The sequence below is a fragment of the uncultured Microbacterium sp. genome (assembly GCF_963521695.1).
Taxonomy (GTDB): Bacteria; Actinomycetota; Actinomycetes; order Actinomycetales; family Microbacteriaceae; genus Microbacterium.
This window is the reverse complement of the sequence record NZ_CAUQWC010000048.1, coordinates 1-17,525: the sequence shown is the minus strand read 5'-3', so window position 1 is coordinate 17,525 and position 17,525 is coordinate 1. Positions and strand designations below refer to the sequence as shown.

18 protein-coding genes are annotated in these 17,525 nt (G+C 70.1%); 14 read left to right on the top strand and 4 right to left on the bottom strand.

Features of this window, described 5'->3' with window-relative positions:
- The first annotated feature begins 312 nt into the window (after positions 1 to 312).
- From RWP81_RS05660 to RWP81_RS05635, 6 genes are all read left to right on the top strand, one after another.
- A complete protein-coding gene (locus RWP81_RS05660; protein WP_055959670.1) occupies positions 313 to 1,362 on the top strand; it encodes a LacI family DNA-binding transcriptional regulator in 1,050 nt (349 codons plus the stop codon).
- Positions 1,363 to 1,424: 62 nt separating this feature from the next.
- Positions 1,425 to 2,717, top strand: coding sequence for an extracellular solute-binding protein (locus RWP81_RS05655; protein ID WP_314453335.1), 1,293 nt, complete (start codon positions 1,425 to 1,427; stop codon positions 2,715 to 2,717).
- A gap of 63 nt (positions 2,718 to 2,780) precedes the next feature.
- Positions 2,781 to 3,722, top strand: a complete 942-nt coding sequence (locus RWP81_RS05650) for a carbohydrate ABC transporter permease (RefSeq protein ID WP_055959674.1) — start codon at positions 2,781 to 2,783, stop codon at positions 3,720 to 3,722.
- A gap of 1 nt (position 3,723) precedes the next feature.
- Entirely contained in the window at positions 3,724 to 4,686 is a 963-nt protein-coding gene (locus RWP81_RS05645; protein WP_314453331.1) for a carbohydrate ABC transporter permease, read from the top strand.
- Positions 4,683 to 5,621 carry a PfkB family carbohydrate kinase gene (locus RWP81_RS05640; RefSeq protein ID WP_314453328.1) on the top strand — a complete coding sequence of 313 codons (939 nt, stop codon included), beginning with the start codon at positions 4,683 to 4,685 and terminating at the stop codon, positions 5,619 to 5,621. Before RWP81_RS05645 ends, RWP81_RS05640 begins: the two co-directional genes overlap by 4 nt.
- A gap of 1 nt (position 5,622) precedes the next feature.
- Complete coding sequence (locus RWP81_RS05635) at positions 5,623 to 6,591, top strand: glycosyl hydrolase family 32 (RefSeq protein ID WP_314453338.1); 969 nt, start codon at positions 5,623 to 5,625, stop codon at positions 6,589 to 6,591.
- A 91-nt stretch (positions 6,592 to 6,682) separates the two neighbouring features.
- On the opposite strand, the gene RWP81_RS05630 is transcribed toward RWP81_RS05635, so the two are convergent.
- Positions 6,683 to 7,804, bottom strand: a complete 1,122-nt coding sequence (locus RWP81_RS05630; RefSeq protein ID WP_314453325.1) for a septum formation family protein — start codon at positions 7,802 to 7,804, stop codon at positions 6,683 to 6,685.
- A gap of 327 nt (positions 7,805 to 8,131) precedes the next feature.
- On the opposite strand from RWP81_RS05630, the gene RWP81_RS05625 reads away from it, so the two are divergent.
- Together RWP81_RS05625 and nhaA are read left to right on the top strand one after the other, a co-directional pair.
- Positions 8,132 to 8,368, top strand: coding sequence for a hypothetical protein (locus RWP81_RS05625; protein WP_314453322.1), 237 nt, complete (start codon positions 8,132 to 8,134; stop codon positions 8,366 to 8,368).
- Positions 8,369 to 8,479: 111 nt separating this feature from the next.
- A complete protein-coding gene (gene nhaA / locus RWP81_RS05620; RefSeq protein ID WP_314453319.1) occupies positions 8,480 to 9,811 on the top strand; it encodes a Na+/H+ antiporter NhaA in 1,332 nt (443 codons plus the stop codon).
- Positions 9,812 to 9,817: 6 nt separating this feature from the next.
- Here nhaA and RWP81_RS05615 read toward each other — a convergent pair whose 3' ends face one another.
- From RWP81_RS05615 to RWP81_RS05605, 3 genes are all read right to left on the bottom strand, one after another.
- Positions 9,818 to 10,408, bottom strand: coding sequence for a hypothetical protein (locus RWP81_RS05615; protein WP_314453316.1), 591 nt, complete (start codon positions 10,406 to 10,408; stop codon positions 9,818 to 9,820).
- A gap of 80 nt (positions 10,409 to 10,488) precedes the next feature.
- Positions 10,489 to 11,502, bottom strand: a complete 1,014-nt coding sequence (locus tag RWP81_RS05610) for a LacI family DNA-binding transcriptional regulator (RefSeq protein ID WP_314453312.1) — start codon at positions 11,500 to 11,502, stop codon at positions 10,489 to 10,491.
- A gap of 31 nt (positions 11,503 to 11,533) precedes the next feature.
- Positions 11,534 to 12,988: a family 1 glycosylhydrolase gene (locus tag RWP81_RS05605; RefSeq protein WP_314453310.1), complete on the bottom strand. Its 1,455-nt coding sequence runs from the start codon at positions 12,986 to 12,988 to the stop codon at positions 11,534 to 11,536.
- A gap of 170 nt (positions 12,989 to 13,158) precedes the next feature.
- Here RWP81_RS05605 and purS point away from each other — a divergent pair, with 170 nt between their 5' ends.
- From purS to RWP81_RS05575, 6 genes are all read left to right on the top strand, one after another.
- Positions 13,159 to 13,407: a phosphoribosylformylglycinamidine synthase subunit PurS gene (gene purS / locus RWP81_RS05600; RefSeq protein WP_314453308.1), complete on the top strand. Its 249-nt coding sequence runs from the start codon at positions 13,159 to 13,161 to the stop codon at positions 13,405 to 13,407.
- Entirely contained in the window at positions 13,404 to 14,111 is a 708-nt protein-coding gene (gene purQ, locus RWP81_RS05595) for a phosphoribosylformylglycinamidine synthase subunit PurQ (RefSeq protein ID WP_183418734.1), read from the top strand. The genes purS and purQ overlap by 4 nt, the downstream gene beginning before the upstream one ends.
- A gap of 10 nt (positions 14,112 to 14,121) precedes the next feature.
- Positions 14,122 to 14,835: a GntR family transcriptional regulator gene (locus RWP81_RS05590; protein WP_314453303.1), complete on the top strand. Its 714-nt coding sequence runs from the start codon at positions 14,122 to 14,124 to the stop codon at positions 14,833 to 14,835.
- Between the two features lie 234 nt (positions 14,836 to 15,069).
- On the top strand, positions 15,070 to 15,564 hold the full coding sequence (locus tag RWP81_RS05585; protein ID WP_314453301.1) for an ureidoglycolate lyase: 495 nt from the start codon (positions 15,070 to 15,072) through the stop codon (positions 15,562 to 15,564).
- Complete coding sequence (locus tag RWP81_RS05580) at positions 15,561 to 17,039, top strand: FAD-dependent oxidoreductase (protein ID WP_314453298.1); 1,479 nt, start codon at positions 15,561 to 15,563, stop codon at positions 17,037 to 17,039. The genes RWP81_RS05585 and RWP81_RS05580 overlap by 4 nt, the downstream gene beginning before the upstream one ends.
- Positions 17,036 to 17,525, top strand: a 490-nt coding sequence (locus RWP81_RS05575; protein WP_314453295.1) for an NAD(P)-dependent oxidoreductase, incomplete at its 3' end; no start/stop codon positions are given. The genes RWP81_RS05580 and RWP81_RS05575, both read left to right, overlap by 4 nt.

Genomic DNA, 17,525 nt, shown 5'->3' with positions numbered 1-17,525 from the left:
CGTTCGGCCCGATCGTGTGATCTCGCTCCCGCCCTCCTGCGGTGGCCTCCCCGACTCCGCACGGCGGCCACCGCGGCATCCTGTGCGCGAAGTCACACGCCCGGGCCGAGCGCACGCGATACCGCGCGACCTGGGCGTGGGCTCTCGGCCCGATCGTGTGATCTCGGCAGTCGAACGGATGCCGCGGCCTCTCGACCACCGTTACGGCACCGTTACTTGACACCGCCACGACCGAGCCAGCACACTGATCTCGGTCGCTGATAAATCGGTTTATCAGCAAGATAAATCGATTATCCAATGGAGGGTGGGGCGATGACGAGAGTGCGTCTGACCGACGTCGCGAAAGCGGCCGGCGTCTCCCCCGCAACGGTCTCGCTCGTGCTCAACGACGCCGAGTCGCGCATCTCCGACGAGACCAAAGAGCGGGTCCGCCGCGTCGCCGACGAGGTGGGCTACTCGCCCAACCCGATCGCCCGGAGCCTGCGCACCCGCGTCACCGGCACCATCGGCCTCGTCTCCGACCGCATCGCCACGACGCCCTTCGCCGGCCGCATGCTCGCCGGCGCGCAGGAGGTCGCCCGCGAGAACGGCCGACTCGTGATCCTCGTCGACACCGACGGCCACCCCGAGATCGAGTCCGATGCGATCTCCACGCTCGTCAACCACCGCGTCGACGGCATGGTCTACGCCTCGATGTACCACCGGGTCATCCCGGCACCCGCGGGCCTCCCCGCCGGCACGGTGTTCCTCGACTGCCGCCCCGAAGACGGCGGCTACCCCGCCGTCGTGCCCGACGACTACGCCGGCGGCCGGGTCGCCACCCAGGAGCTCGTCGACGCCGGGCACCGCCGCATCGCCTTCATCGACAACGACGAAGACCGCCCGGTGGCCGCCCAGCTCCGTCTGCGCGGCTACCTCGACGTGCTCGCCGAGTCCGGCATCGAGCCCGACCCCGCCCTCCACGTGTTCTCGCCGACCTCGGCGGCGGGCGGGCAGCAAGCGGCCGCCGCGCTGTTCGCGCTCGCGCCCGAGCAGCGCCCGACCGGCGTCTTCGCCTACAACGACCGCATCGCGGCCGGGGTCGTGACGTGGGCGCACCGCCACGGCATCCGGATTCCCGAAGACCTGTCGATCGTCGGCTACGACGATCAGCAGCTGGTCGCGTCGGAGCTCGACCCGCCGTTGACCACCGTCTCGCTCCCCCACGCGGCCATGGGCCGCTGGGCGATGGAGGTCGCCCTCGGCCTCCGCGAGGCCGACATCGATTCCCCCCACCTCATGGACTGCCCGATCGTTCGTCGGGCTTCCGTCGGCCCTCCCGCGCACCTCGGCAGCGCGCGGGACCCCCGGGCCACGGACTGACGCCGCGCCACGCGGCCCCCTCTCCGGCGACAGCGATGTCGCCGCCACTCGAAAGGAACACGATGAAGAAGTCCTTCATCCCGCTCGCCGCGACAGGTGTCGTCGCAGCGCTCGCGCTGACCGGCTGCGGCCAGGCAGGTCAGGGAGGCGCGACGACCGAAGACGGTCGGACCGTCCTGACCATGTGGACGCACTCGGCCGGCAACCCCGCCGAGCTCGCGGTCTACGAGCAGATCATCAGCGACTTCAACGCCTCGCAAGAGCAGTACGAGGTCAAGACCGAGTCGTTCCCGCAGGGCGCGTACAACGACGCGATCGTCGCGGCGGCGGCCTCGGGTGACCTGCCCTGCCTGCTCGACCTCGACGGCCCCATCATGCCCAACTGGGCGTGGGCGAACTACCTGCAGCCGCTCGGCCTCTCGAGCGACATCACCGACAAGCTGCTGCCCACCGCGGTCGGAAAGTACAACGACGAGATCTACTCGGCCGGGTACTGGGATGCCGCCCTCGGCATCTTCGCGCGCAAGTCGGTGCTCGACGCCAACGGCATCCGCATCCCCACGATGGACCAGCCCTGGACGGCCACCGAGTTCGACGCCGCCCTCGCGACCCTCAAGGCCGCCGGCTACGAGACCCCGATCGACCTCGGCGCCGAGGACACGGGCGAGTGGTGGCCCTACGCCTACTCCCCGTTCCTGCAGAGCTTCGGCGGCGACCTCATCGACCGCGACACCATGCTTTCCGCCGACGGCGCCCTGAACGGCACCGACGCCGTGAAGTGGGGCGAGTGGTTCCAGTCGCTCTTCACCAACGGCTACGCCAACAGCGGCGGCACCGTGGGCAACCAGGAGTTCGTCGACGGCGACGTCGCGCTCAGCTACACCGGTGTGTGGAACGGTCTCGCCGCGGTGGATGCCGTGGGCGACGACCTGCTGATCCTGCCGCCGCCGGACCTCGGCAACGGTCCCAAGATCGGCGGCGGTTCGTGGCAGTGGGGCATCTCGGCGTCGTGCAGTGACCCCGAGGGCGCGCGCGCGTACCTGGAGTTCAGCTTCAACGACGAGTACATCACGCAGTTCGCCGACGAGCAGCTCGTGATCCCCGCCACGGAGGCTGCCACCGAGGCGTCGAAGTACTTCAACTCCACCGACGGCCCCCTGCGTCCGTTCGCGGAGTTCTCGAAGGAGTACGCCGTGCTGCGTCCCGAGACCCCCGCGTACGCGGTGATCTCGAGCACGTTCGAGACCGCGGCCAAGGACATCATGAACGGCGCCGACGTGCAGTCGGCACTGGATGCCGCGGTCACCGAGATCGACACCAACATCTCCTCCAACGACGGCTACGGCGCGAACTGACGCCGCGACCAGCGGTGGGGGTCCGCTCCGGGCCCCCACCGCCCCCCGCGAAAGAAGAACCTGATGACCGTGTCTCCTCCGGTCGCCGCGGCGAAGCAGCCGCGCCGATCCCTCCGCCGCTTCCGCACCTCGCGCGGTCGCGAGACGTGGGCGGGCCTGGCGATGATGGCCCCCGCCGCCCTCCTGCTCCTGCTCTTCCTCATCGTGCCGGTGCTGCTGGCCTTCACCCTGTCGTTCACCAACGCCCGCCTGATCTCTCCCAACCCTCCGCGCTTCGTCGGTCTCGACAACTTCTTCCGGGCCTTCACCGCCGACCCGGTGTTCCTGCAGTCGGCGCTGAACACCTTCCTGTTCGCCCTGGTCGTCGTTCCCGTCCAGGCCGGCCTCGGTCTGCTGCTCGCGGTGCTGGTGAATCAGCGCCTGCGCGGTACGACGTTCTTCCGGGTCGTCTTCTTCATCCCCGTCGTCACCTCGATCGTCGTGGTGTCGATCCTCTGGCGCTTCATGTACCAGAGCGACGGTCTCATCAACTCGATGATCGACACGCTCACGTTCGGAGCCCTGAAGGGCGCCGACTGGTTGAACGACCCGAGCACGGCGCTCGGCGCGATCATCGTGCTGTCGATCTGGCAGGCCGTCGGCTTCCACATGATCATCTGGCTCGCGGGGCTGCAGACCATCCCGGAGGAGCTCTACGAGGCCGCGCGCATGGACGGCGCGAGCCGCTGGCGCCAGTTCACCAACGTCACCTGGCCGGGACTCCGCCCCACCATGGTGTTCGTCCTGGTCACGATCACCATCGCCGCCCTCGGCCTGTTCGTGCAGGTCGACGTGATGACCCAGGGCGGTCCCCTCAACTCGACGTCGACCGTCGTGTTCCACGCCGTGCGCAAGGGCTACGAGCAGCAGGAGATCGGCTACGCCGCCTCCATCTCGCTGCTGTTCTTCGTCGCCGTGCTCATCATCGCGCTCATCCAGCGCTGGCTGACCCGAGAGAAGAACTGACATGACCAGTACCCTTGAGCGCCCCGACGGCGCCGCGCGGGCCGCACGCCCCGCGCGTCGGACCTCGCCCACCCGCACGCGTACCCGCTCCACGGAGGGCCGTAACGGTCGCATCCTCACCTACGTGTCGATGTCGATCCTCGCGGTGTTCTTCCTCTTCCCGCTGGTGTTCATGTTCGTGTCGAGCCTGAAGCCCGACGCGCAGATCCTCCGCGACATCAACTCCCCCGCGGCCTTCCTCCCGACCGGCGAGATCAGCCTCGACAACTACTTCGGCGTCTTCGACCGTGTGCCGGTGGCGCAGTTCCTGTTCAACTCGATCCTCGTCACCGTGCTCACGGTGGGACTCGGCCTGATCGTGAACTCCCTCGCCGGCTTCGCCCTGTCGCGCCTGCGCTGGAAGGGCCGGGTCGTCGTGCTCGCGCTCATCATCGCGACCCTCATCGTGCCGTTCGAGACGATCGCGGTGCCGATGGTCTACTGGGTCAATCAGCTGCCCACCCTCGTGATGGAGGGCGGCGTCGTGAAATACGACTTCGGCTGGCTGAACACCTACGAGGTGCAGATCGTGCCGTTCATCGCGAACGCCTTCTCGATCTTCCTCTTCGCGCAGTACTTCTCGACCATTCCCACCTCTCTCGACGAGGCGGCCCGCATCGACGGGGCGAGCTGGTTCACCATCTACCGCCGCATCATCGTGCCCCTGTCGGGCCCGGCGTTCGCGACGGTGGCGATCCTCACGTTCCTGCCCGCGTGGAACCAGTACCTTTGGCCCCTCATGGTCGTGCAGAAAGAGGAGTTGAGACCCGTCATGGTCGGTATGCAGTACTTCTTCCAGCTCAACACCGCGTGGGGTGAGGTCATGGCGTACACGTCGCTGATCACGCTGCCCGTGCTGCTCGTGTTCCTGGTGTTCCAGCGCGCGTTCGTCAGCAGCATCGCGGCATCCGGGGTCAAGGGATGACCCGCGAATTCGATGTCGTGGTGCTCGGCGAAGCACTCATCGACATCGTCACCACTTCCGCCGGGGCGGCCGAGCGCCCCGGCGGAAGCCCGGCCAACGTCACCGTCGCCCTCGGCCGACTGGGTCGCGACGCCGCCCTCGTGGCCCGCGTCGCCGACGACGAGCGCGGTGGTGTGCTGAACGCATGGCTCTCGGCATCCGGGGTCGAGCTGCGGACCGCGGGGAAGCCGGAGCGCACCGCCACCGCCCGCGCGGTGATCGACGAGCGCGGCAATGCCACCTACGACTTCGACATCGACTGGACACTCCCCTCGCCCGTCGAGGTTCCCGCCGCGCGGATCTTCCACACCGGGTCGGTCGCCGCGACACTCGCGCCCGGCGCCGACGAGGTGCGCGCCGCCGCCGAGCGCGCCCGCGCGTCGGCGCTCATCAGCTACGACCCGAACATCCGCCCCGCCCTGACCGGCGGCGTGACCGACGCCCGCGCACGTGTCGAAGCCCTGGTGGCCCTGAGCGACGTCGTGAAAGCCAGCGCCGAAGACGCCGAGTGGCTGTATCCCGGCGTCGCCGCCGTCGACGTCGCCCGCGAGTGGGTGGCCCTCGGCGCCGGTCTCGCCGTCATCACCGACGGGGATGCCGGATCCCTCGGCGTCACCGCGCACGCCACCGTCGAGATCCCCGCGGCGCCCACCACCGTGGTCGACACCGTCGGCGCCGGTGACACCTTCATGGGGACGCTGCTCGACGGCATCCTGAACATCTCCGGCGACGTCGCCACCCTGCGCGCCGCGGTGCGCGCACTCGACGAGACCACCCTTCCTCCCCTGCTCCGTCGCGCGGCCGCCGCCGCCGCGATCACCGTCGGACGCGAGGGTATGGACCCCCCGACCCGAGAAGACCTGCAGCGTGCCGCTGCGCCGAGAGAAAGTGCCTGACGTGTTCGACCTCGCCGATTCCTACGTGTGGGATTTCTGGTTCGCCGATGACGGCGACACCTACCACCTGTTCTTCCTCTACGCCTCGCGGGCGCTGCACGATCCGGAGGACCGTCACTACCGCGCCTCGGTGGGCCACGCCGTCTCGACCGATCTGGTGTCGTGGGAGCGCGTCGCCGATGCCCTCGTGCGCGGCGGCTCCGATGATTTCGACGCCCTCGCCACGTGGACCGGTTCGACCGTCCGCCGCGCCGACGGCACGTGGTTCCTCTTCTACACGGGCTCGCGCCTGGACGACGACGGACGCAACGTGCAGCGCATCGGCTACGCCACCAGCACCGATCTCTTCACCTGGCACAAGAACCCCGCCAACCCGGTGCTCGAAGCGGACGGCACGATCTATGAGCGCCTGACGAACAGCGACTGGCACGACGAGGCGTTCCGCGACCCGTGGGTCTTCGCCGATCACGCGGGCCGCGGTTGGCACATGTACGTCACCGCCCGCGCCACGCACGGCGAGCTCAACGGCCGCGGTGTCGTCGCGCACGCCACCTCGACTGACCTCGAGACGTGGCAACTGCAGGCGCCGGTCAGCGAACCGAGCACCGACGGTTTCGGCCAGCTCGAGGTGACCCAGGTCGAAGAGGTCGACGGCCGGGCCGTGCTGCTGTTCTCGTGCATGACCGGACAGGCGATGGATGCCGTCCGCGAGCGCCACCCGCGGGGTGCGGTGTGGGCCGTTCCCGCCGACAGCGTGCTCGGCCCGTTCGACATCGGTTCCGCGACGCCGATCACCGACGACGACCTGTACGTCGGACGCCTGATCCAGGACCGGGCGGGCGCGTGGCAGTTGCTGGCGTTCCGCAACGTCGGTCCCGACGGCGGTTTCGTCGGCGGCATCACCGACCCCATGCCCGTGGGCTGGGACGGCGACCGCCTCGTCGTGAAGCAGCCGGCTCTTTCGGTCTGACACCCGCTGCTCGAGCGCGCACGTCCGTTGGGGGGCGTGCGCGCTCGGCGGTTGCGGCGCGGTGTTTCTCCCCCCGGGGGCCGGGAGTGGATCAGCGCGCGGAGTTCTCCAGCGACCCCGTGGTTTCGCCGGCCGGGTCGGTGATGAGGCACGCGATCTGGCGGTCACCCACCTCCCACGTGTCGCTCGTGGGAGCGACGTAGGTGTACTCCAGGGTCGACTCGTCGTACGAGACGCCCACGAACGATGCGAACGCCTCGTCACACGACTGCTGCGCGGTCGACTCCATCTGGTCGTCACCCGGGAAAGACCCGTCGGGAAGGACGACCTCGCCGAACACCTCGTACGTGTGAGCGACGTCGCAGTCGACGATGTTGTCGCTGGTGATGATGCCCGTCGAGACGTCATCGAGGCACTGACCGATCTGCAACGACAACACTTCGGCGGGAACGTCCTCGCTCGGGTCGACGAGACCCCCATCCCCCGTGGCCGCGGCATCGCCCGCCGCGCCGGCGATGACGGCGAAGGCGAAGAACGCGATGACGGCGATGGTGCCGAGAACGGTCATCACCGAGCCCACGACGATGCCGGCGATCGCCAGACCACGGCCCTTCTCACCGGTTCGTTTGACCTGCGCAAGCCCCACGGCGCCGGCGATGATCCCGCCGATGGGGACGACGAACCCGAGCACGATCGCGAAGATGGCCACCACGTTGGTGCGGTTGGCGTAGTCGACAGGCGCAGGAACGGGGGCCGCCCCCGCGTACATCGGCGCCCCCGCCGTCGGCGGAGCGCTCGAGTACGGCGTTGCGACGGCGTCCGCACCGGGCGACGGGGCTACCGGGACGCCCCCCACGATCAGCCCCTGTTGCGCGAGTCGGACCCCCGCGACGTGCGCCGCCTCGCGCACCACGTCACCTGCTTTGACGGCACCGACCGCACCACCCTTGAAGAACCCGCCGGCCGCCGAGTGCACGAACGTGGCCACCGCCCCCTCCGGGGCATCTCGCACGTGGACGTCGAAACGCACGTGCATGTCCTGCCCCGCGAACGCACCCGCGATGAGAGTAGTACCCAAGCTCCCGCGGGAGACGTCGAGCGAACCGGTCGCCGTGGGGTTCACGGTGAAACCCTGCTCCGTCAATGCCGACGCGACGGCATCGCGGGCGGGCCCGGCGGGGAGGATGAGGTGAAGGTCGAGCGGCTCGGACATGAAGGGCTCCTGGAATCGTCCGCGCCGACGACACGCAGCGCGTGAGCAGCATATCCATCGGGTGGAACCTGCTGGAGCAGCCTCGTCGACGGTACGCCTGGCCCCTCACAGCCGCGAAGGGACGGACGGCGTGATCTGACGTCGAGGCGCACTACTTCGCGTCCTCGATGGGGATCCGTGGAGGGGAGGCGTCCGCGATCGGTAGTACGCATTGCCGTGTCAGCACACCCCTCACCACGCCGCAAGGGTGGAGGCCACCGCCCTGCCGCTCGGTAGCGTCGAGCACCCGGCGAGGCTGCCGCCCCGCCCCCGACGAGAGGCACGCTCATGGCATCCGACATCTCCGACCCTTCTCAGGCCGCCGAAGACGAGAACGCGTACGAGGGCGCCGACGTCGAAGTGTCCCCGACGGAAGGGGCACCCTCCGACGACTCCGAGGGCGAGCCCAAGCCCGGCGGCCTCGGCACCGACGGCACCATTCCCGACAACCCCAACGGTGTCGCCGCGGGTCACTCCGACACCGCCTCGCACTTCAACGCCGAGGAAGACGAAGAGTCGGCCTGAGCGGGCGCCGCGCGGCCGGCACGGTCGCGCGGCGCAGCGCACCGTAGAATGGGTTGCGGTGCGTCGGGAAGTCTGGTCGACATTCTGTCGATCGACCCCTGGAGGAGCTTCATGAGCCACGACACCGTCCGCGCGCCGAGCTGGCCCGGCTACGCCGAGGTGCGCCGCGTCACCACCCTCCTCCGCCGCGAATCCGTCGGCGGCATGCTGCTGGTCGTCGCGGCGGTCGCGGCCATCGTCTGGGCGAACTCCCCGGCATCCGAGTCGTATTTCGCGCTGCGCGACTTCCGGTTCGGCTACGAGCCGTGGCATCTCGAGCTCAGCGTGGGCGCGTGGGCCGCTGACGGTCTGCTCGCCGTCTTCTTCTTCATGGTCGGGCTCGAGCTGAAGCGCGAGATCGTCGTGGGCAGCCTGCGACGACTGAACACCGCGATCGTGCCGGTGACGGCCGCCATCGCCGGCGTCGCCGTGCCCGCCCTCATCTACGTCGCCATCGTGCACACCCAGCCGAGCCTGCTGGCCGGATGGGCCATCCCCACCGCGACCGACATCGCGTTCGCGGTGGCCGTGCTCGCCCTCGTCGGCTCGCACCTGCCCGGACCGCTGCGGATCTTCCTGCTGACCCTCGCCGTCGTCGACGACCTGATCGCCATCGCGATCATCGCGATCTTCTACACCAGCGACATCTCGCTGCTGCCGCTGGCGGTGTTCGCCCTGCTCGTCGCGGTCTACGCCGTCATCGCCCACCGGGGGCGCGCCTGGTTCGCACGCACCCCGTGGGGCGCGTGGGCCGTGCTGCTGCCGGTCGGCTTCGCCGCGTGGGCGTTCCTGCATGCGTCGGGCGTGCACGCCACGATCGCCGGCGTCGCCCTCGCCTTCACCATTCCCGTCGCCGCGTCGCGCCGTCGGCCCGAGATCCGCGGCATGGATCTCGCGGAGCGGTTCGAACACCGCTTCCGTCCCCTCTCCGCCGGGATCGCCGTGCCCCTGTTCGCCTTCTTCGCAGCGGGCGTCTCCGTCGGCGGCGGCGAGGGTCTGGTCCGTGCGGTGACCGACCCGGTGACGCTCGGCGTCGTCGCGGGGCTCGTGCTCGGCAAGCCCATCGGCATCCTGCTCGGGGTGCGCCTGCTCACCCTCGTGACGAAGGTCCGCCTCGACCCCGCCCTCAAGTGGATCGACCTGGCGGGCGTGGGACTCCTCGCCGGAATCGGCTTCACCGTCTCGCTGCTGATCGCCGAACTCAGCTTCCCCGACGGCTCGCCGCACACCGACGACGCAAAGATCGCGATCATGGTCGCCTCGCTCCTGGCATCCGTCCTCGCCTCGGCCGTGCTGCTCGTGCGCAACCGGCGCTACAAGCAGCTCGCGCTCGCCGAAGAGGTGGATGCCGACGGCGACGACGTGCCCGACGTCTACCAGCAGTCGGTCGACCGCGACCGCTGAAGGGCGTCAGCCTAAGATCTGCGACGCGATCTCCGACAGCCACGCGCGGGCGTTCACGTTGACGGTCTCGAGGTAGATCCACGTGCCGTCGCGGGCAACGACGACGTCTTCGGTGTCGGTCGACGCACCGGGTGCCACGCAATACTGTGCGCCGAAGTCGTCCGAGGCCTGGCACTGGTAGCCCTGCGCCGGCAGCGAGGCCAGCCCCGATTCGACGTCGGCCGCGCTCGCGCTGCTGATGATGAGCAGCACCGCGGCGGCTTCCTCCTGGATCCAGTTGCACGACAGGTCCGTCGTGGCGTTCGTCGGCGCCGGGCGGACGAACCCGTCGGCATGCTGGGCGGTCAGGTCGCCGACCGTCTGCTGCCGCGTGGCCGCAGTGCCCAGATCGTCGCACGAGGCGGGGATGGAGACGGATGCCGCCGCGCTCGGCGTCGGCGTCGCGCTCGGCGTCGCGCTGGGTGACGGACTCGGCGCGGGCGCAGCGCTCGACACGGTTGTCGACGGATCCGGCGTCGACCCGCCTCCGCTGCACCCGGCGAGCGCGGCCACCGCGCTGAGCACCACCGCCACCGTCAGGACGATCTTCCCTCGCATGCGAAGCCTCCGCTCTCGGGGGCCGCGCGTCGCGCCCCTCGGTCGCTCACGATAGCGCCCGGTGGCCGGCGAACGCAGCCTCAGGCCGACCCGCGCTCCACGACCTCGGTCGGGAGGATCGTCGCGTGCGCGGCGGGGCGACCCGCGAGCACGTCGAGGAGCACGGATGCCATGTGACGCCCCTGCGTGAGCGACGGCTGACGCACGGTGGTGAGCGAGGGCGTGATCGAGGTCGACACCGACGAATCGTCGAAGCCGACGACGGCGATGTCGCGCCCCGGCTCGATGCCCTTCTCGCGCAGGGCGGCGTAGGCCCCGCGCGCCATGAGGTCGCTCGCGACGAACACGGCGTCGAGCTCCGCCCCCGCGGTGAGGATGCGGTTCATCGCCAGCGCCCCGCCCATCTCGGTGAAGTCTCCGTCCTCGACGGCCGCGGGTTCGAGTCCCGCCGCTGCCATCTCGTCGCGGAACCCCCGCAGGCGATCGATGCCGGCGGCCATGTCCTGCGGACCCGAGATGGTCGCGATCCGCCGGTGCCCGCGCGCGAGCAGGTAGGCGGTGGCCGCCCGACCGCCCTCGACGTTGTCGACGTCGACGTAATAGTCGTCAGCGCGCACGCGCACCGGTCGTCCGCCGTAGACGACCGGCACGACGTCGGCGATGCGCTCGAGGAAGGTGTCGCTCGTGTGGTGGGAGGCGACGATCGCCCCGTCGACGCTGCCGCCGCGCAGGTACGCGACCGCCTTGGCGCCGGCGTCGTCGCTGGCGATCAGCATGTTCATGATGTAGTCGCTCTCGCCGATCACCTCGCCGATGCCGGCGACGATCGAGGCGAAGAACGGGTCGCCGAAGAAGCGGTCGGTCTGCTCGGGGATGACGAGCGCGATGGCGCGGGTCTGACGGCTGGCCAGTGAGCGCGCCGCGCGGTTGGGGACGTACTGCAGCTCGTCGATCGCGCGGCGCACGGCTTCGAGGGCCGCGGGAGAGACCGCCGTGGAACCGTTGACCACGCGGGACACCGTCGATCGGGAGACGCCGGCGCGCGCCGCGACCTCTTCGATGGTGGCGGCGCCTCGAACGGGGGCGAGTTCCATCGCGATGCCTCCTCGGGGCCCTCGCGCGAGGTCACACCGCGGGTCGGGTGGCCAGTGCGCGCTCGGCGATGATGTGAGCGTACTGCCGGCCGGAGTCCTTGATGGTGCGCTCCTGGGTCTGGTAATCGACCGACACGATGCCGAAGCGTTTGGCGTAGCCCCAGGCCCATTCGAAGTTGTCCAGCAGCGACCAGTAGAAGTAGCCGCGCACGTCGACGCCCTTCTCGACGGCATCCAGAACCGCCGCCAGGTGCACCTCGACGAACTCGACGCGCTCGGTGTCGTGCACGCGGGTCTCGCCGTCTTCGACCACGACCTCGTCGTCGTACGACGCACCGTTCTCGGTGATGTAGAGCGCGGTGCCGGCGGGGGCGGAGTACTCCTCGCTCACGCGCTCGAGGAGGCGGGTCAGCCCCTCGGGCTGTACTTCCCAGCCCATGTTGGTGCGCGCCAGGCCCCGGTCGTGCCAGAACAGGTTCTCGTGCGCGGGGAACGGCTTGCCGATCGGCCGCGTCGTGGGGGCGTCCCCGGCGGGCGGCTCGACCTCGGGCGGCGTGCCGCCGACGAACTCGCCGTGGTAGTAGTTCACGCCGAGCGAGTCGATGGGGGTCGAGATGACGTCGAGGTCGCCGGGCTGCACGGCGGCCTGCCACCGGACCACGGCCTCGGCGTCGGTGTCGCGGAAGTCCTTGATGATGTCGGCCGGGTAGGCGCCGCGGAACACCGGGTCGAGGAACCAGCGGTTGAACTGTCCGTCGATCCGGCGCGCGGCGTCGAGGTCGGCGGGGTTCGCCGGGTTCGCGGCATCCGCCACCGTCAGGTTCAGCGTCAGACCGAGGTTGAGCGAGGCGTCGCGCGCACGCAGCTCGCGAACGGTCTGGCCGTGTCCGAGCAGCAGGTGGTGCGCGGCGAGCATGCCCTCGGCCTGCGAGTAGTGCCCCGGAGCGTGGGCGCCGGCGGTGTAGCTGAGGAACGACGAGCACCATGGTTCGTTGAGGGTCGTCCAGACATCGACGCGATCGCCGAGGGCGTCGTGCATGTCGAGGGCGTACTCGGTGAAGCGCTCGCTCGTCTCGCGGACGGTCCACCCGCCCTTGTCCTGCAGCGCCTGCGGGAGGTCCCAGTGATACAGGGTCAGCCAGGGCAGGATGCCGGCGCTCAAGAGCTCGTCGACGAGACGCTTGTAGAAGTCGACGCCCTTCGGATTCAGCGCCCCGCCATCGGGGCGCACCCGCGACCACGAGGTCGAGAAGCGATAGGTCTGGAGGCCGAGCTCCTTCATGAGCCGCACATCGTCGGCGTAGCGGTGGTAGTGATCGCACGCGACGTCGCCGTTGTCGGCGTTGATGACGGCGTCGGGAACGCGGCAGAACGCATCCCAGATGGATGCCGTGCGGCCGTCTTCGAAGGCTGCTCCCTCGATCTGGTAGGCCGCGGTGGCGGCACCGAAGAGGAAGCCCTCGGGAAACACTCGGGTGTGGGACATGGTTCGGGTTCCTTCCGTGGGCGCGAGGGTCATCCTCCCACCGACCTCCATATGATGCCACGAACGTGGGAGCGCTCCCACGCCCGTGAGCCCGCCATCACGCCATCCGGGACGGCGCGGTGGCTCTTGTAGACTGGCAATCACAACGCCACCCGACTCTTGGAGCTGCAGTGCCCACCATCGTCGTCGACGTCATGCCCAAGGCCGAGCTTCTCGACCCGCAGGGAAAGGCCGTCGCCGGCGCCCTGTCGCGGCTCGGCGAGAACCGCTTCTCCGATGTGCGCATCGGCAAGCGCTTCGAGCTCACCGTCGACGGCGAGGTCGACGAGACCACGCTGGCGCGCGTGCGCGAGCTCGCCGACGAGATGCTCTCGAACGCCGTCATCGAAGACGTGGTGAGTATCGAGGTCGTGGAGTGACCGCCCGCATCGGCGTCATCACCTTCCCGGGTTCGCTCGACGATCGCGACGCCCAGCGGGCGATCCGTCTCGCGGGCGGCGAGCCCGTGGCCCTCTGGCACGGCGAGCACGACCTGAAGGGCGTCGACGCCCTCGTGCTCCCCGGCGGCTTCAGCTACGGCGACTACCTGCGCGCCGGCGCCATCGCCGCTTTCGCGCCGATCATGGCCGAGGTCAAGGACGCCGCCGCCAAGGGCCTGCCGGTGCTCGGCATCTGCAACGGTTTCCAGATGCTGGTCGAGGCGCACCTGCTGCCCGGCGGCCTCATCCGCAACGCCCACCAGCAGTTCATCCGCCGCGATCAGCGCCTGCGCGTCGAGAACGCCTCGACCGCGTGGACCAGCGACTTCACCGAGGGCGACGAGATCGTCATCCCGCTGAAGAACGCCGACGGCGGGTACATCGCAGATGCCGAAACCCTCGCCCGCGTGAACGGCGAGGGCCTCGTGGCCTTCCGCTACGTCGGCGTGAACCCCAACGGCTCCCTCGACGACATCGCCGGCCTCACCAACGAGCGGGGCAACGTCGTGGGCCTGATGCCGCACCCCGAGCACGCTGTCGAGCCCGGCTTCGGCCCCGGCACCCGCGCCGCCATGCGCTCCGGCGTCGACGGCCTCGGTTTCTTCACCTCGGCGATCGCCGCCGTGGTGGGCGCCGCAGCCTGACCCTCCGCCCGTGACCGACAAGCGCGCTCCCGATCAGGACGCGCTCATCGATCGCATCCTGCATCTCTGGCGAGCGGATGCCGACACCCTCCCCTCCGAGCCGCGACTGGCCGAGCTGACGGGCGCGAGCCGCAATTCGGTGCGTGAGGCGCTGATCCGTCTCGAGGAGCGGGGCTACGTGCACCGCACGCAGGGCGCGCGCACCTCGCCCAACCGGCGCCTGCCCGGGGTCGGGCGCCGCATCGACGAGCAGTTCGACCACTCGCTGTCGATCCGCGCCGCGGGATACGAGCCGACTCTCGAGGTCGTGGCGGCCGAGCGCACGACGCTCGTTTCCGGCGACGACCGCTACGACGATCTGCCCGACGGCACCGAGGTGCTGCGCACCCGGAAGATGTGGCGCGTCGACGGCGTCCCGTACGCCCTCGCCGAAGACCTCGTGCCCCTCACGCGCCCGGCCGAACTCGATCCCCGTCGACCGGTGTTCGACCTCGCCGAGGCGGCCAACGGCGTCCGGGTAGCGTGGGAGACGATGTGGATCGACGCGACCTCGCTCGATGAGGTGCGCGCCGGGATCCTGGATGCCGAGCCCGGCACACCCGTGATCGAGATGACATACTGCGGCTACGGCGCTGACGATGCGATCGGGTACTGGTCGCGCGAAGTGCAACTGCCGGCACCGCCCGGGCTGCGCAATGCGCTCATCCGGCGCGTGCGGTCCTGACGCCTCCACCGTCGGCGGCGGAGGAGATTCGGCGAGCGGAGGACCGCTGAACCTCTCGGCATCCTCCCGCCGCTGAAACTCCTCCCGCGCCCGACCGGCCCGACCGACGCGACCGACCGGCGCGACCGGCCGCGCGTTTCGCCGATGTAACCGCATCGTGAACATATTGGACAAGATTGTCCATCACTTGTTGGACAAGCGTACGCTCGCCTCACCCGACGAAAGCGAGCCGCCGTGACCGACACCCTCACCCCCCACGCCCTGACCGCCGAGATCATCGCGCCGGCCGGCTTCGAGCCCTACGGCGTCGTGCTGACTCCCATGGAGGACGGCACCCCGTTCACCGCCGAGGAAGCCGTGCTCGACGTGTCGAACGGCATCCCGCGCTTCTACCTCATGCGCCTCGACGACAAACCCGCCGAATTCGTGCGCGTGACCCGCCACCTCGAGACCACGCAGACCCTGATGGCCGTCGGCGACGTCGAGTGGACCATCGCCGTCGCCGCGCCCGGCATCGAAGAGCCCGGCCTCGACGACCTGCGGGCCTTCCGCATCCCGCCGCGCACCGCCATCACGATGCGAAAGGGCACCTGGCACGCCGGTCCCTTCTTCGCCGAACCGAGCATGGACTTCGTCAATCTCGAGCTCGACGACACCAACGTCGCCGATCACCACAACCACCGACTCGACGACGCCTACGGTGTGCGCGTCGTCATCGACGCGCAGTGACCGTGCTCACCGCCCTCCCCGACGCGGGCTCCCGCCTCGCCGCCCTCGAACGCGACGCGGCGCACCAGGCCGCCCTGAGCGCGGGCGACGGACGGTCGTGGGTCAGCGCGCGCGACGGCGTGCGACCGGTCGTCATCGTCGGTGCGGGGCAGGCCGGTCTCGTGCTGGCGCGGGGCCTGCGCCGCCGCGGCATCGACGACGTCGTGGTGATCGACTCCGCCCCCGCGGGCTCCGCCGGTCCCTGGACCACCTACGCCCGCATGCACACGCTCCGAACACCGAAAGACATCGCGTGGCCCACCTGGGGCACCCCGGCGGTGAGCCCGCGCGCCTGGTTCGAAGCGGTCTACGGCGCGGATGCCTGGGAGGGGATCGAGTACTTCCCGACGACGGCGTGGCAGGGGTTCCTGCAGTGGTACCGGGAGGTCTCCGACATCACCGTCGTCCCCTCCACCCGTGTGGCGAGCCTCTCGACGACCACCGTCGACGGCCCCCTCGAGCTGCACCTCGACGGTCCTGACGGGCAATGGCTGCTCCCCGCGCACCACGTCGTCCTCGCGACCGGCATCGAGGGCGCGGGCGGCCGGCACCTGCCCGCGCTTCTCGAGGGCCTTCCCGCCGAGCGCGTGCACCACACGCACGACGACATCGATTTCGCCTCGCTCGCGGGCCTGCGCATCGGCATCCTGGGCGGGGGGACGGGCGCGTTCGACAACGCCGCGACCGCGCTCGAGCGGGGCGCCGCGAGCGTCGATGTGCACATGCGGCGGGCGGCCATGCCGCAGGTGAGTCCGTACCGCTGGATGGAGTTCGCCGGCCTCATCGAGAACTACGGCTCCTTCACCGATGCGCAGAAGTGGGCGTTCAACGTGCACCTCTCGGTCGTCGACCAGCCCGCCACGCAGAACGCCCTGTGGCGTGCGCACGCCTTCGACGACTTCCGCTTCCTGACCGCGTCGCCGTGGCAGCACGTGGAGTGGACCGGCAGTGACATCGCCGTCACCACGCCGCACGGCATCCATCGCTACGACGTCGTCCTCGCCGCCACGGGAATCGTCGCCGACCTCGCCCGACGCCCGGAGCTTGCGACGGTCGCTGCGGATGCCGCGCTGTGGAGCGACCGCCTCTCACCCGAGGCCGCCGCAGAGAACCCCGGCCTGGCCGCGTTCCCCTACCTCGACGACGACTTCGGCCTCGTCAGCAGAAGCACCCCCGAACACTCGGCGCTCTCGCGCATCCACATGTTCAACCACGGGGCCCGACTCAGCCAGGGCATGCTGAGCCACCAGATCCCCGGGCTCGTCGGAGGGGCGACCAAGCTCGCGGCGGCCCTGTCGCGGCGGCTGTTCCAGCGCGACTCCGCGGCTCTGCTCGACGAATACCTCGCCTACGAGGTCCCGGTCGGAGTGCAGATCGGCCGACGCGCGCAACCCGCGTCCGCCCCCGCACTGGCGGCGGTAGCGTCGACGGGGTGACCACCGACAAGCCTCTCACCGTGTCCGTGCCCACCACCCGGCTGCGCGATGATCTGCTGCCGCTCCCCGACGGCGTGGAGGTGGTCGTCTGGGACATGACGGATGCCGCTCCGCGCGAGCGCTTCGACATGGTGGTGCCGCCGTACATGTCGATGGACGGCGTCATCGAGGCCCTCTCGAGCGTCGAGGTCGGACTCGTCCAGAGCCAGTCGATCGGGTACGACAACGTCGAGGGGCGCCTGCCCGCGGGTCTCGTCTTCGCGAACGCCTCGAGCGTGCACGAGACGGCGACCGCCGAGCTGGCCGTGGCTCTCGCCCTTGCGGCGCAGCGGCGGTTGCCCGACTTCGTGCGGGCGCAGGACCGCGGCGAGTGGACCGGGGGCTCAGCCACCGGGCTCGCCGACCAGCGCGTGACGCTCCTGGGCTTCGGCGGCGTCGGCCGCGCGATCGCCGCGCGCCTGAAGCCGTTCGAGGTGGAGCTGCGCG